Consider the following 13,977-nt stretch of genomic DNA (forward strand, 5'->3'; position numbering starts at 1 on the left):
TCTGCAGTAAGTTCGTCCTTCGATACGGTTGGGATATACCCGGCACGTTCGATCGCGAAAATACGGAAGGCGGCTCAGTGGCTCCCAATCGCTCGTCCGATCTGCTCTCGCAGGTCGTCAACTCCGCCCCCGGGTCCTTCGTGGCAAAGCAGCTTGGCGTCCCGCGCCCCGAGAGCCTGCGCCGTTACTCGCCCGGCGACCCGCCCCTGGCCGGCTCCCTGTTGATCGGCGGCGACGGCCGGGTGGTCGAGCCGCTGCGCGCGGCGCTGGAAACGGACTACGACCTGGTGGGCAACAACCTCGGCGGCCGCTGGGCCGACCAGTTCGCCGGCCTGGTCTTCGACGCCACCGGCATCACGACGCCGGCCGGGCTCAAGGATCTGCACGAGTTCTTCACCCCGGTGCTGCGCAACCTGGGCCACAACGGCCGCGTCGTCGTCGTCGGCACCACGCCCGACCTGGCGGCCAGCAGCGACGAACGGATCGCGCAGCGCGCGCTGGAGGGCTTCACCCGCTCGCTGGGCAAGGAGCTGCGCGGCGGCTCGACGGTGGCGCTGGTGTACATGTCGCCGGAGGCCAAGCCCGCGGCCACCGGCCTGGAGTCCACCCTGCGGTTCATCCTGTCCGCCAAGTCCGCCTACGTCGACGGGCAGGTCTTCTACGTCGGGGACGCCGACTCCACGCCGCCGGCCGACTGGGACCGCCCGCTGGACGGCAAGGTCGCCATCGTGACCGGCGCGGCCCGCGGCATCGGGGCGACGATCGCCGAGGTGTTCGCCCGCGACGGCGCCCGGGTGGTCGCGATCGACGTGGAATCGGCCGCCGAGGCGCTGGCCGAAACCGCCAGCCGCGTGGGCGGCACCGCGCTGTGGCTCGACGTCACCGCCGACGACGCCGTCGAGAAGATCACCGAGCACCTGCGCGACCACTACGCCGGGCATGCCGACATCCTGGTCAACAACGCCGGCATCACCCGCGACAAGCTGCTGGCCAACATGGACGACGCCCGCTGGGACTCCGTCTTGGCGGTCAATCTGCTTGCCCCGCAACGGCTTACCCAAGAGCTGATCGCCAACGGCAGCATCGGCGCCGGCGGCCGGGTGATCGGCCTGTCGTCGATGGCCGGCATCGCGGGCAACCGCGGCCAGACGAACTACGCCACCACCAAGGCGGGCATGATCGGGCTCACCCAGGCGCTGGCTCCCGAGCTCGGCGAAAAGGGCATCACGATCAACGCCGTGGCCCCCGGGTTCATCGAGACCAAGATGACGGCGGCCATTCCGCTGGCCACCCGCGAGGTCGGCCGCCGGCTGAACTCGCTACTGCAGGGCGGCCAGCCCGTCGACGTCGCCGAGACCATCGCCTACTTCGCGAGTCCGGCCTCAAACGCGGTGACCGGCAACGTCATTCGCGTCTGCGGCCAGGCCATGTTAGGCGCATGATGGATCAGCCCAGCGGCCTGCGAAACATGTTGCGGGCGGTGGCCGGCGCCCTGCCCCTGGTGCCGCGCAGCGACAAGCTGCCCAGCCGCACCGTGACCGTCGACGAGATACCCATCGACCGGACAAACGTCGCCGAGTACGCGGCCGTCACCGGCCTGCGGTTCGGCAACAACGTACCGCTCACCTACCCGTTCGCGCTGACGTTTCCCGCGCTGATGTCGCTGGTGACCGGGCTCGACTTCCCTTTCGCAGCAATGGGTTCGGTGCACACCGAAAACCACATCACCCAATACCGGTCCATCGCGGTCACCGACACCGTCGGGGTGCACGTGCACGCGGAGAACCTGCGCGAGCACCGCAAGGGCCTGCTGGTCGACCTGGTGACCGATGTCAGCGTGGGCAATGACGTTGCGTGGCATCAGGTTACGACGTTTCTGCACCAGCAGCGCACCAGCCTGTCCGGCGAGCCCAAGCCGCCGCCGCAGAAGCAGCCGAAGCTACCGCCGCCGAGCACCGTGCTGCGCATCACGCCCGGCCAGATCCGGCGCTACGCGAACGTCGGCGGCGACCACAACCCGATCCACACCACGCCTATCGCCGCCAAGCTGTTCGGCTTCCCGACGGTCATCGCGCACGGAATGTTCAGCGCCGCGGCGGTTTTGGCCAACATCGAGGCCCAGCTGCCCGACGCCGTGAAGTATTCGGTGCGGTTCGGCAAGCCGGTGATTCTGCCCGCCACCGTCGGCCTCTACATCGACCAGGGCGACACCGCCGCCGACGGCTGGGAATTGTCGCTGCGCAATGTCTCCAAGGGATACCCGCACCTGACCGGCCGCGTGCAACCGCTCTAGCGCTCAGCCAGCGCGTTCGTCGTGCCGCTGCGGCCGCAGCCGCCGGCCCAGTAGCTGCTTGAGCCCGTGCGCGCCGGTGGCGGTCAACAGGAACACCAGAAACAGCCACAGCGGCGGCCGGGCGAGCTCCCAGACAAAGATCGCCGCCCAGATCGGCGACCCCTGCGTGATCGCGAGGACGCCGGCAGCACCCGACAGCGACACCGTCGGCACGTGCAGCTGCGCCCCGGTCGCCCAGTTGATCGCCAGCACCACCACCGCCCCCGCCGCGGCGCCGGTGGCCAGCGACGGCGTGAGCATGCCGCCGGCCCCGCCGGCACGCAGGAACAGCGCGGTCAACAGCGGCTTGAGCAGCAGGATCGCGGCCGCGGCCGACAGGGTCAGGCCGCTGGCCAGGCTGACGGTCAGGATGCTGCGGCCGTTGCCGGGCAATTCGGGCCACCAGCGCGCGCAGACGCCCATCACCAGCCCGGCGCCGGCCAGCGCCGGGACCAGCACCCAGCCGCGGATCTGGCGGGCCGGCCGGGCCGCGGCCATGACCCAGTTGAACGCCAGGCCGACGCCGAGCGCCAGCGGCGCCATCAAGAGCCCGTGCGCGGTCACCAGATAGGTCGACTCACCGATCGGCCAGGCCAGGTTGGGCTGATCGCGAGTGACGGCCGAGCCGACCGCGACGGCCAGGCTGGAGGTGAGCAGCGCCGCGCCCACGGCGCGCGGATGCCAGGTGTTCAGCATGATGCGGGCCGAGAACAGCGCACCGGCCAGCGGCACGGCGTACACCGCGCCCAGCCCGGCGCCCGCCGCGCACGCCAGCAGGATCTCGCGGTCACGCGCGGACAGCCGCCGCAGCCAGCCCGTCGCCAAATCGCCTAGCGCAGCGGCGAATTGGCGTGGGGCGCCCTCCCGGCCCAGGGAGGCTCCGGAGCCGACCAGCAGCACCTGCAGCATGGCGTCGATGCTCCAGGACCACCGCGGTATGCGCTCGTGCCGGGCGATTGTCCCGGCCAGCGGCGGCACCTCGGACCGGCGCCGCAGGATCCACCAGCCGACCCCGGCCAGCGCGGCGCCGACCATCGGGCCCAGCACGCGGCGCACGGGGCTGCTGCCCGTCACGCCGGACAGCATGGTGCCGAAGCTGTAGTGATAGGCCAGGTGCTGAACGAAGCGCAAGACGAACGTCGTCGACAGGCCGGCGACCCCGGCCAGCACTCCGACAATGACTACCGCGCAGAAGAACTCGAGGTGTTGCGGCGGGCGCCCGCGGAAGGCCACCGCTCGAATCTATGCCACCGGCGGCTAACCGGCAGCGACGTTGTGGCCGCCGCCTGCTTCCGGGACCGCGCCGTCGCGATCCTGCGGCGCACCCCGCAGGCCGTGCCAGAACAGGCTGATCATCAACTCCGCGGCATCGTCGGCGTCGATGTCGCCGGTGGACAGCCTGGTTGCCATCGCCTCACCGGCCCCCACCAGCGCCACCGCCATCATCAGGTGCTCGGTATCCGACCGGGGCGTGCGCTCGCCGGAGCGCAGCAGCGCCGCGACCAGTTCGATGATCTGTTCGCGCCCTTCGCGCACAGTGTGCGCGAACGCCTGTGAGCTGATGGCCTGGGTGTACATCACGATCCAGGACGCCCGATTGGCGTCGATGTAGCGCAGGAACGCAACGATGGTGTTGCGCAGCAGGTCCCGGGGGCTCTGCGTGAAGTCGATGTCGGCGCGCACCGCATCGATGAACCGGCTCAGTTCGCGGTTCAGGCAGGCGCCGAACAGGTCCTCCTTGGAGCCGTAATACAGGTAGAGCATCGGCTTGGAGATCTCGGCGGCGGCCGCGATGGTGTCCATCGAGGTCTCGTGGTAGCCGTTGACCGAGAACATCTGCACGGCGGCGTCGAGCATCTGCTGCTCCCGGACAGCGCGGGGCAACCGTTTGGTACCACCTGCCATCACTGCGCCCTTTCAGGCCGTCGCGCCTCGTCTATTGAGAATCAAGAGTAACGATGATGCGACGAATTAGTGCCCACACGCCCGATTGCGGCCCTTCATCGTGGCCAGCCGCGTCAGCGATTGGTCGACGGCGGGCAACGCCAATTCGCCTGCCGCCACGGCCTTCTCGAGCCGGTCCAGCACCGCGGGCACCTCGTCGGTGGTGACCCACAGCGCCTCATCGACGCCGGCCTGCAGGGTGCGCAGCACCGCCTCCGCGACGCCGAACCGTTCCGAGATCGCGGCCATGCTGGACAGGTCGTCGCTGAACACCGGGCCGTTGAATGGCACGGCGCCGTAGCCGATGCCGTCGCGCAGCAGCTGCACCGCGGGCCGGCTCAGGCTGGCCGGGTCGTCGCCGGTCAGGCCGGGAACCTGCAGGTGGCCGACCATGACCGCGACGGGCACCGCGGTCACCAGCGTCCGGTACGGCACCAGGTCGGAATTCTGCAGATCGCTCAGCGGCGGCGTCACGACCCCGCCCTTGTGCGAGTCGCCCGAGCCGTGCCCGTGTCCGGGGAAGTGCTTCAGCACCGGCAGCACGCCGGCGTCGCGCAGCCCCTGCGCGTAGGCCCCGGCGTAGTCGGTGACGGTCCTGGGGTCGTTGCCGAACGAGCGGTTGCCGATCACGGCGTCGTCCGGCTCGTCGGACACGTCGACCACCGGCGCGAAGTCGATCGTGATGCCCAGGTCGTGCATCTTCTTGCCGCGGTCGGCCGCCAGGTCGTGCACCTGCGCCGGGGTCTGGGTCTGGGCCAGCGTCCGGGCCGACGGGGCCGTGCCGATCAGCGACCGCAGCCGCGACACCCGACCGCCCTCCTCGTCGACGCTGACCGCCAGCGGCAACGGCCCGGCGCTGCCGGCGATCTCGGCCAGCGGCCCCTTGAAGATCGTCAGGTCGGTCCAGCTGCCGATGAAGATCCCGCCGACGTGGTAGTTGTTCACGACGGCCCGGGCGTCGTCGGCGTTCTTGATACCGACCATCAGCAGCTGGGCCAGCTTGTCGCGGGTCGACAAAGACGTCGTCGGATCGCCACATGCCGGCGGCGCGGGCGCGGCCGCCGGCTTGCTGGAGGTGGTCGACGGGCGGGGCGGTGCTGCGTCGTGCCCGCAACCCGCCACCAGCGCCGATGCGGTGACGAGCACGGCAAGGGTGCGCGAAAAAACCATCGGGCCATGTTGTCACGGGTGTTTTGGCCCAGGCCCCAGGGGGCGACCCCTGTTACGTTCTGACTAGCACGAACTAGCGAGAGCTAGCAGGGGACAACGCAAGGGGGCCGGCGATGCCCGAGTTGACGCTGGCCACGGTGGCCAGCATCGCGGCGGGCCTGACGATCGGCGCCGCCGTGGCCGTCGGCGTCACCGTCGCGGTCGAGGGCCACGCCGCGGTCCCCACACCCGCGCCGGCGACACAGCTGCCGGCCGGGCCGTATCTGGTGAACTACGGCGATCGGTGTTGGCGCGGGCATTGCGTACCCTGGCCCTCCTGAGCCGTCCTGGATGGCGGCGGCCGTTCTGCTAGGTTGGCGTTAGGTTGTCCCAGCTACGACCGCGAAACCCAAGGAGTCATCGATGAACCGGATCGTTGCGCCCGCCGCCGCGAGCGTGGTGGTTGGTTTGTTGCTGGGCGCGGCGGCGATCTTCGGGGTCACGCTGATGGTGCAACAGGACACGAAGCCGCCAATCCCCGGGGGCGATCCGCAGTCGTCAGTGCTCAACCGGGTCGAGTACGGCAACCGTAGCTAACCCGACGGCCAAGTCCCCGTCGGCCGCTTGCGCGGAACCGCCCGGGGGTCCGTCGGCAATCCCGCTGTCACGCCGCTGGCTGGCGCTGGTCGGGGCCGTCGCGCTGGCGTTGACGTTCCTGCAGTCGCCGGGCCGGATCTCCCCCGACACCAAGCTCGACCTCACCGCCAACCCATTGCGGTTTCTGCTGCGCGCCACCAACTTGTGGAACAGCGACCTGCCGTTCGGTCAGGCCCAGAACCAGGCCTACGGCTACCTGTTCCCGCACGGCGCGTTCTTTCTGCTCGGCCACGTTCTCGGGCTGCCCGGCTGGGTGACCCAGCGGCTGTGGTGGGCGCTGCTGCTGACGGTCGGCTTCTGGGGTCTGCTGCGGGTCGCCGAGGCGCTGGGCATCGGTAGCCCGACCTCCCGGCTGATCGGCGCGGCGGCGTTCGCGCTGTCGCCGCGGGTGCTGACGACGTTGGGCTCCATCTCGTCGGAGACCCTGCCGATCATGCTGGCGCCGTGGGTGCTGTTGCCGACGATCCTGGCTTTGAGACCAGGGGGGCGCGCCGCCTCTGGCCGCTCGGTGCGGGCGCTGGCCGCCCAGGCCGGGCTGGCCATCGCGCTGATGGGCGCCGTCAACGCCATCGCCACCCTGGCCGGCTGCCTGCCCGCGGTGATCTGGTGGGCAAGTCATCGCCCAAATCGGTTGTGGCGGCGCTACACCGCGTGGTGGCTGCTGGCCATCGCGATGGCCACGCTGTGGTGGGTGGTCGCGCTGATCCTGCTGCGCAACGTCAGCCCGCCGTTCCTCGACTTCATCGAATCCTCGGGCGTGACGACGCAGTGGTCGTCGCTGACCGAGATGCTGCGCGGCACCGACAGCTGGACCCCGTTCGTGGCGCCGACCGCCACCGCGGGCGCCCCGCTGGTCACCGGATCGGCCGCCATCCTGGCCACCTGCCTGGTCGCCGCGGCCGGGCTGGCCGGGCTGGCCGGCCGCGGGATGCCGGCGCGGGGACGGCTGGTGACGATGCTGCTGGTCGGGGTGGTCCTGATGGCCGTCGGCTACAGCGGCGGCCTGGGCTCTCCGCTGGCTCACCATGTGCAGGTCTTCCTGGACGCCGCCGGTGCGCCGCTGCGCAACGTGCACAAGCTGGAGTCGGTGATCCGGATCCCGCTGGTGCTGGGCGTCGTGCAGCTGCTGGGCCGGATACCGCTTCCGGGCAGCGCGCCGCGGTCGGTGTGGCTGCCCGCGTTCGCCCACCTGGAGCGCGACAAGCGGGTGGCGGCGGGAGTCGTGGTGCTGACCGCGCTGATCGCCGGCACCTCGCTCGCCTGGACCGGCCGCCTCACCCCGCCGGGCACGTTCAGCGCGATACCGCGCTACTGGCACCACGCCGCCGACTGGCTGAGCGAACACAACACCGGGACGCCCACCCCGGGCCGCGTGCTGGTGGTGCCCGGAGCGCCGTTCGCCACCCAGGTCTGGGGCACCAGCCACGACGAACCGTTGCAGGTGCTCGGCAGCAGCCCATGGGGGGTACGCGACTCCATCCCGTTGACGCCGCCGCAGACCATCCGGGCGCTGGATTCGGTGCAGCGCCTGTTCGCCGCCGGGCAACCCTCGGCGGGCCTGGCCGATACCCTTGCCCGCCAAGGCATTTCGTACGTGGTGCTGCGCAACGACCTGGATCCCGAGGCGTCGCGGTCGGCCCGCCCGATCCTGGTGCACCGCGCCGTCGAGGGCTCGCCGGGCCTGGCCAAGGTGGCGCAATTCGGTGACCCGGTGGGGCCCGGCACCCTGGCCGGCTTCGTCGCCGACAGCGGGCTGCGCCCGAGCTACCCGGCGGTGGAGATCTACCGCGTCTCGCCGGTCGGGCAGGCGCCCGGCAATCCCGGCGCACCCTATTTCGTCGACACCGACGGGCTGGCCCGCGTCGACGGCGGCCCCGAGGCGCTGCTGCGCCTCGACGAGCGGCGCCGCCTGCAGGGCCTGCCGCCGCTGGGGCCGGTGCTGATGACCGCCGACGCCCGCAGCGCCGGACTGCCGATGGGCGCCGCGGTCACCGTGACCGACACCCCGTTGGCCCGCGAGACCGACTACGGCCGGGTCGACGAACACTCGTCGGCGATCCGCGCCGCCGGCGATGCCCGGCACACCTACAACCGGGTGCCCGATTACCCGGCGCCGGGCGCCGACCCGGTCTACGGCGGCTGGACCGGCGGACGCATCACGGTGTCGAGTTCGTCCTCGGATTCCACCGCTATGCCCGACGTCGCGCCGGCCACCAACCCCGCCGCCGCGATCGATGGCGACCCGGCCACCGCGTGGGTGTCCAGCGCCCTGCAGACGGCCGTCGGGCAATGGCTGCGGGTGGATTTCGACCACCCGGTCAACAACGCCGCGATCACCCTGACGCCCAGCGCGACCGCCGTCGGCGCCCAGGTCCGGCGCATCCTGATCGAGACCGCCAACGGCAGCACCACGCTGCGGTTCGACGAGGCCGGCAAGCCCCTGACCGCTGCGCTGCCCTACGGCGAGACACCCTGGGTGCGCGTCACCGCCATCGGCACCGAAAATGGTTCCAGCGGCGTGCAATTCGGCATCACCGACCTGTCGATCACGCAGTACGACGCGGCCGGGTTCGCGCACCCGGTGAACCTGCGGCACACCGTGCAGGTTCCCGGACCGCCGCAGGGCGCGCCGGTCGCGGCGTGGGACCTGGGCGCCGAACCGCTCGGCCGGCCCGGCTGCGCCCCCGCGGCCGACACCGTGCGCTGCGCGTCATCGATGGCGCTGACACCCGAGGAGCCGGTGAACTTCAGCCGGACCCTGACCGTCACGACCCCGGTGTCGGTGACCCCGACGCTGTGGGTGCGCCCGCGGCAGGGGCCCAAGCTTGCCGACCTGATCGCCGAGCCGAATACCACACGGGCCCAAGGCGATTCGGACACCCTCGACATCCTCGGCTCGGCATACGCGGCCACCGACGGCGACCCGGCGACCGCGTGGACGGCGCCGCAGCGCGTGGTGCAGTTCAAAACCCCGCCGACGGTGACCATCACGCTGCCGCGCCCGACGGAGGTCGCCGGGCTGCGGCTGACCGCCAGCCGCTCGGCGCTGCCCGCCCACCCGACGATGGTGGCGGTCAACCTGGGCGACGGCCCGCAGGTGCGGCCGATGCGCGACAGCGAGACCGTGCTGTCGCTGCGGCCGCGGCTCACCGACACCGTCACGCTGAGCCTGCTCGACTGGCAGGACATCATCGACCGCAACGCGCTGGGCTTCGATCAGCTCAAGCCGCCGGGGCTGGCCGGTATCGCGGTGCTCGGCGCCGACGGCAACCCGATCGCGCCCGCCGATCCCGCACGCAACCGCGGGCGCGAGGTCGTCGTCGACTGCGACCACGGGCCGGTCATCGCGGTCGCGGGCCGGTTCGTGCACACGTCGATCCGGACGACGGCCGGCGCGCTGCTGGACGGCGACCCCATACCCGCCGTCCCCTGCGACCGCACGCCGATCGCGCTGCCGGCCGGGCAGCAGGAGTTCCTGATCAGCCCCGGCGCCCAGTTCGTGGTGGACGGGGCGCAGTTGTCGACGGATGCGGCCGGCCCGGCCGCCGGCCCCCCACCCGCGCCCGCCGTCACGGGGGCCTGGGGTTCCGACCGCCGCGAGGTGCGGGCGACGCCGTCGCCCAACTCCCGGGTGCTGGCCATCCCGGAGAGCATCAACCCCGGCTGGGTGGCGCGCACCGGCAACGGGACCCGGCTGACGCCGGTCGCCGTCAACGGCTGGCAGCAGGGCTGGGTGGTGCCCGCGGGGGACCCCGGCACCATCACACTGACTTTCACCTCCAACTCGCTCTACCGGGCCGGCCTGGCGGTCGGCCTGGCACTGCTGCCGCTGCTGGCCGTGCTCGCGCTGTGGCGCACGCGGCGGGCCGGCCCCGACGACCCGCCCGCGCGGCCCTGGACGCCCGGCCCCTGGGCCGCGGTGCCGGTGCTCGCCGCCGCCGCGCTGATCGCCGGCGCGGTCGGCGCCGTGATGGCGGCGGGCGCCCTGGGCCTGCGGTACGCGCTGCGCCACCGAGAACGGTTGCGCGACCGGGTCACCGTGGCGATCAGCGCGGGCGGCCTGATCCTCGCCGGGGCGTCGCTGTCCCGGTATCCCTGGCGATCGGTCGACGGTTACGCCGGCCATTCCGCGAGTGTTCAACTGCTGGCGTTGATTTCGCTCGCAATGCTCGCCGCGTCGGTCGTCGTGCTGCCGGACCGGCTGGGGCGCCCGCGCGGCGACTAGCATTGATGCCCTCTTCAGGAGTAACGGCCATGGGATGGATTTCCGCGCCCGAGTACTGGCTGGGCAGGCTGCTGCTCGAGCGTGGCGCCGCGGCCGTCTACCTGATCGCATTCGTCACGGCCGCCGTCCAGTTCCGGGCGCTGATCGGCGAGCGCGGAATACTGCCGGTGCCAAGGTTTTTGGCGGGCCAGTCGTTCTGGCGGACGCCGAGCGTCTTTCATCTCCGCTATTCCGATCGGCTGTTCGCGGGTGTGTCCTGGTTCGGCGCCGCGCTGTCGGCGGCCGTCGTCGCCGGCGTGGCCGACCTGGCGCCGCTATGGGCAGCGATGCTGATGTGGCTGACGCTGTGGTTCCTCTATCTTTCGATTGTCAACGTCGGGCAGTCCTGGTATTCGTTCGGCTGGGAGTCGCTGCTGCTGGAGACCGGCTTCCTGATGATCTTCCTGGGCAACGACCGGACCGCACCGCCGGTGCTGACGCTGTGGATGGCGCGCCTGCTGCTGTTTCGGGTCGAGTTCGGCGCCGGGCTGATCAAGATGCGCGGCGATCCGTGCTGGCGCGACCTGACCTGCCTGTACTACCACCACGAGACGCAGCCGATGCCCGGACCGCTCAGCTGGTTCTTCCACCACCTGCCGAAGCCGCTGCACCGGATCGAGGTGGCGGGCAACCACTTTGCCCAGCTGATCGTGCCGTTCGGGTTGTTCGCACCGCAGCCGGTAGCGACCGTGGCCGCGGCGATCGTCGTCGTGACGCAGCTGTGGCTGGTCGCGTCGGGCAACTTCGCCTGGCTGAACTGGGTGACGATCGTGTTGGCGTTTAGCGCGATCGACCAGTCCTCGCTGGGGGCCGTGCTGCCAATGCCCACCGCGCCCGCACTGGCCCCGCCGCCGGTATGGTTCGTCGCGGTGGTGTGCGTGTTCACGGTCTCGGTGTTGTTCCTCAGCTACTGGCCGCTGCGCAACATGCTGTCGGCGCGGCAGCGAATGAACATGTCGTTCAACCCCTTTCATCTGGTCAACACCTACGGGGCGTTCGGCAGCGTCGGCCGCATCCGCCGCGAGGTGGTGATCGAGGGCACCGATGATGCGAGGATCGGCCCGCAAACGGTCTGGCAGGAATACGAATTCAAGGGCAAACCGGGCGCGACGGGGCGACTACCCCGGCAATGGGCCCCCTATCACCTGCGGCTGGACTGGCTGATGTGGTTCGCCGCCATCTCGCCGGACTACGCGCAGCCGTGGTTGAGGCCGTTCCTGCAGCGGCTGTTGCAAAACGACGCACCGACGCTGCGGCTGCTGCGGCACAACCCCTTCCCGGCCGCCCCGCCCACGTTCGTGCGCGCCCAGCTCTACCAGTACCGCTTCACCACGCCGGCCGAGCTGCGGCGCGACCGGGCGTGGTGGCATCGGGCGCTGGTGGGCGAATACGTCCGGCCCATGGCATTACGCAAATAACACCATGGGCCGCGACGTGATTGACTACTTCTGGTAGGACAGTGCGCCGGTGCCGGCCAGCTTCCCGCCCTCGACGATCAGGTACTCCGGGCGGATGGTTGTGCCGGCGAAAAAGCTCTCCAGGATCTCCCGGGTGCCGGCCGCATACCGCGCCTGCGCGGACAGCGTGGTGCCCGAAACATGGGGCGTCATCGCGTTGTTGGGCATGGTCCGCCACGGGTGATCGGCGGGCGGCGGCTGCGGGTACCAGACGTCGCCGGCGTATCCCGCGAGCTGCCCGCTGCGCAGCGCGGCCGCGATGGCCTCGGGAACGGTTTCCTCGCCACGCGCGGTGTTGACGATGTAGGAGCCGCGCCGCATCGTGCCCAGCAGCCGCTCGTTGAACATCTGGCGGGTCGCGTCGTACAGCGGCGAGTGGACCGAGACCACGTCGACCGAGCGCACCAGCGACTCGACGTCTGGGTGGAACGTCACGTTCAGCTGCTTCTCGACATCCGGCGACAGCCGGCGGGTGTCGGTGTAGTGCAGGTTGACGTCGAAGGGCGCCAGCCGGCGCAACACCGCCCGGCCGATACGGCCCGCGGCGATCACCCCCACGTCCATGCCCTCCAGGTCATAGGCGTGCTCCACGCAATCCGCGATGTTCCAGCCGCCCTCGGCCGCCCAGCGGTGCGACGGCACGAAACTGCGCACCAGCGTGAGGATCTGCATCACGGCGTGCTCGGCGACGCTGATGCTGTTGCTGTAGGTCACCTCCGCCACCGTGATCCCCCGCTGCTGTGCCGCGTCGAGGTCCACGTGGTCGGAGCCGATGCCGGCGGTCAGCGCCAACTTCAGGTTGGGCGCCTTGTCGATCCGCTCCTTGGTCAGGTAAGCGGGCCAAAAGGGCTGGGAGATAACGATGTCGGCGTCGACGAGTTCGCGCTCGAACTCGGAGTCCGGCCCGTCCTTGTCCGAGGTCACCACCAGCTCGTGGCCGCCGTCCTCGAAGAACTTGCGCAGCCCCAGTGCGCCGGAGACACAGCCGAGCAGCTCGCCCGGCGTGAAATCGATGCTCGACGGCGATGGCACCGTGCTGCCGTCGGGGTAGCTCTTGATCGTCGGGATGCTGTCGCGGGCGTACTTCGGCGGGTATCCGTCGACGGGGTCCGGGTAGAGCACCATCACACACTTCGCCATCGAATTCTCCTCGCTCGGCCCTGCCTGGATCTGTCTACCCCAGCCTTCGCCCGCGAATCGGAGTTGTCCAAGACCGTGTTCCGACCGGTCGATAGGTTTCGCCGATCAGCCCTAGTGGAGGCCGCCGAGCGCCTCGCCGAGGCCCGCGTCCTGCGCGGTCTGCAGCAGCGCCCGGGTGACGACCGAGCCGGGTTCCGCCGCGTTGGTGACGAGCACCATCGGAGCGGTGACCGACGGATCGTGCAGCCGCAGCACGGAAGCCCCGGCGGGCACCCCGAGCGCGCGGATCCAGGTGTGCGGCACGATGGTCGCCCAGCGACCGGTCGCGACGTGGGCGAATAACGTTGCGACAGAATCGGTTTGGAGCTGTGGATTCAGCGAGAGACCCTGGGTGGCCAGCGCGTCGTCGATCACCCGGCGCCCCCGCATCCCCTCGGCCAGCAGGCACAACGGCAACGCCAGGGCGTCCGACCAGCTGATGGAATCGGATTTTCCGGCGATCAGGTCGCCACCGACGACGAGCACCTGGTGCTCCTGGTACAGCGGGGTCACCAGTAGCTCCTGGGTGTCGTGCCGGTCCGGATAGAGCATTCCCGCGTCCAATTCGAACCGGCGGATTCGCTCGATGATCTCCGCCGAGCGCAGGTTGGTCTCCAGCTGTACGCGCACCAACGGGTGTGCGGCGCAGAACGGATCCGTCAGCAGCGCAACGGTAGTCGCGGCGTTGGGGACCACGGCCAGCCGCAGCTCGCCGACCAGGCCGGTCTGCAGCGCCGCGACCTCGAGCTTGAGGGCGTCGCAGTCGGCCAGGATCCGGCGCGCCCAGTGCACCAGCCGTTCACCTTCGGGCGTCAGGCCTTCGAACTTCTGCCCGCGCCGCACCAATGGAACGTTCAGCTCGTGTTCGAGTTTGCGGATGGCCTCGGACAGCGCCGGCTGGGACACGTGGCTGGCCTCGGCGGCGCGGGCGAAGTGCCGCTCGCGGGCGAGTGCGACGAAGTACTCCAGCTGACGAAACAGCATGGACCCATTCG

11 protein-coding genes are annotated in these 13,977 nt (G+C 70.6%); 6 read left to right on the forward strand and 5 right to left on the reverse strand.

Going from position 1 to position 13,977, the window contains the following annotated elements; all coding sequences use genetic code 11:
* Positions 1-77: 77 nt before the first annotated feature.
* Positions 78-1,442 (forward strand): 3-oxoacyl-ACP reductase, encoded by a 1,365-nt coding sequence (locus MRAB57_RS05715; protein ID WP_077086706.1) that lies wholly within the window; start codon positions 78-80, stop codon positions 1,440-1,442.
* The gene (locus tag MRAB57_RS05720) at positions 1,442-2,293 is read left to right on the forward strand and encodes a MaoC/PaaZ C-terminal domain-containing protein (protein WP_077086707.1); all 852 of its coding nucleotides are present in this window, start codon (positions 1,442-1,444) and stop codon (positions 2,291-2,293) included. The genes MRAB57_RS05715 and MRAB57_RS05720 overlap by 1 nt, the downstream gene beginning before the upstream one ends.
* 3 nt (positions 2,294-2,296) lie before the next feature.
* Here MRAB57_RS05720 and MRAB57_RS05725 read toward each other — a convergent pair whose 3' ends face one another.
* The 3 genes from MRAB57_RS05725 to MRAB57_RS05735 all read right to left on the reverse strand — a co-directional run bounded on the left by MRAB57_RS05725 (position 2,297) and on the right by MRAB57_RS05735 (position 5,446).
* Positions 2,297-3,565, reverse strand: a complete 1,269-nt coding sequence (locus MRAB57_RS05725) for a chloride channel protein (protein WP_077086708.1) — start codon at positions 3,563-3,565, stop codon at positions 2,297-2,299.
* A gap of 24 nt (positions 3,566-3,589) precedes the next feature.
* Positions 3,590-4,237: a TetR/AcrR family transcriptional regulator gene (locus MRAB57_RS05730; RefSeq protein ID WP_077086709.1), complete on the reverse strand. Its 648-nt coding sequence runs from the start codon at positions 4,235-4,237 to the stop codon at positions 3,590-3,592.
* Between the two features lie 66 nt (positions 4,238-4,303).
* Complete coding sequence (locus tag MRAB57_RS05735; RefSeq protein ID WP_077086710.1) at positions 4,304-5,446, reverse strand: glycoside hydrolase family 3 N-terminal domain-containing protein; 1,143 nt, start codon at positions 5,444-5,446, stop codon at positions 4,304-4,306.
* A 113-nt stretch (positions 5,447-5,559) separates the two neighbouring features.
* On the opposite strand from MRAB57_RS05735, the gene MRAB57_RS05740 reads away from it, so the two are divergent.
* From MRAB57_RS05740 to MRAB57_RS05755, 4 genes are all read left to right on the forward strand, one after another.
* Positions 5,560-5,766 carry a DUF2613 family protein gene (locus MRAB57_RS05740; RefSeq protein WP_077086711.1) on the forward strand — a complete coding sequence of 69 codons (207 nt, stop codon included), beginning with the start codon at positions 5,560-5,562 and terminating at the stop codon, positions 5,764-5,766.
* A gap of 82 nt (positions 5,767-5,848) precedes the next feature.
* Complete coding sequence (locus MRAB57_RS05745; protein WP_077086712.1) at positions 5,849-6,022, forward strand: DUF2613 domain-containing protein; 174 nt, start codon at positions 5,849-5,851, stop codon at positions 6,020-6,022.
* Between the two features lie 58 nt (positions 6,023-6,080).
* Positions 6,081-10,307, forward strand: coding sequence for an alpha-(1->3)-arabinofuranosyltransferase (locus tag MRAB57_RS05750; RefSeq protein ID WP_173814004.1), 4,227 nt, complete (start codon positions 6,081-6,083; stop codon positions 10,305-10,307).
* Between the two features lie 29 nt (positions 10,308-10,336).
* A complete protein-coding gene (locus tag MRAB57_RS05755; protein ID WP_077086714.1) occupies positions 10,337-11,764 on the forward strand; it encodes a lipase maturation factor family protein in 1,428 nt (475 codons plus the stop codon).
* A 24-nt stretch (positions 11,765-11,788) separates the two neighbouring features.
* Here the strand turns inward: MRAB57_RS05755 and MRAB57_RS05760 are convergent, their stop codons facing one another.
* Together MRAB57_RS05760 and MRAB57_RS05765 are read right to left on the reverse strand one after the other, a co-directional pair.
* The gene (locus MRAB57_RS05760; protein ID WP_077086715.1) at positions 11,789-12,943 is read right to left on the reverse strand and encodes an NAD-dependent formate dehydrogenase; all 1,155 of its coding nucleotides are present in this window, start codon (positions 12,941-12,943) and stop codon (positions 11,789-11,791) included.
* 111 nt (positions 12,944-13,054) lie between these two features.
* The gene (locus MRAB57_RS05765; RefSeq protein ID WP_077086716.1) at positions 13,055-13,966 is read right to left on the reverse strand and encodes a LysR family transcriptional regulator; all 912 of its coding nucleotides are present in this window, start codon (positions 13,964-13,966) and stop codon (positions 13,055-13,057) included.
* Positions 13,967-13,977 lie beyond the last annotated feature (11 nt).

The organism is Mycobacterium rhizamassiliense, assembly GCF_900157375.1.
Lineage (GTDB): Bacteria > Actinomycetota > Actinomycetes > Mycobacteriales > Mycobacteriaceae > Mycobacterium > Mycobacterium rhizamassiliense.

What these genes read in the sequence shown, in the direction of transcription:
- MRAB57_RS05730 (WP_077086709.1), bottom strand. Translation starts at nt 4,237, where the DNA reads ATGGCAGGTGGTACCAAACGGTTGCCCCGCGCTGTCCGGGAGCAGCAG.
- MRAB57_RS05765 (WP_077086716.1), bottom strand. Translation starts at nt 13,966, where the DNA reads ATGCTGTTTCGTCAGCTGGAGTACTTCGTCGCACTCGCCCGCGAGCGG.
- MRAB57_RS05755 (WP_077086714.1), top strand. Translation starts at nt 10,337, where the DNA reads ATGGGATGGATTTCCGCGCCCGAGTACTGGCTGGGCAGGCTGCTGCTC.
- MRAB57_RS05720 (WP_077086707.1), top strand. Translation starts at nt 1,442, where the DNA reads ATGGATCAGCCCAGCGGCCTGCGAAACATGTTGCGGGCGGTGGCCGGC.
- MRAB57_RS05760 (WP_077086715.1), bottom strand. Translation starts at nt 12,943, where the DNA reads ATGGCGAAGTGTGTGATGGTGCTCTACCCGGACCCCGTCGACGGATAC.
- MRAB57_RS05735 (WP_077086710.1), bottom strand. Translation starts at nt 5,446, where the DNA reads ATGGTTTTTTCGCGCACCCTTGCCGTGCTCGTCACCGCATCGGCGCTG.
- MRAB57_RS05740 (WP_077086711.1), top strand. Translation starts at nt 5,560, where the DNA reads ATGCCCGAGTTGACGCTGGCCACGGTGGCCAGCATCGCGGCGGGCCTG.
- MRAB57_RS05745 (WP_077086712.1), top strand. Translation starts at nt 5,849, where the DNA reads ATGAACCGGATCGTTGCGCCCGCCGCCGCGAGCGTGGTGGTTGGTTTG.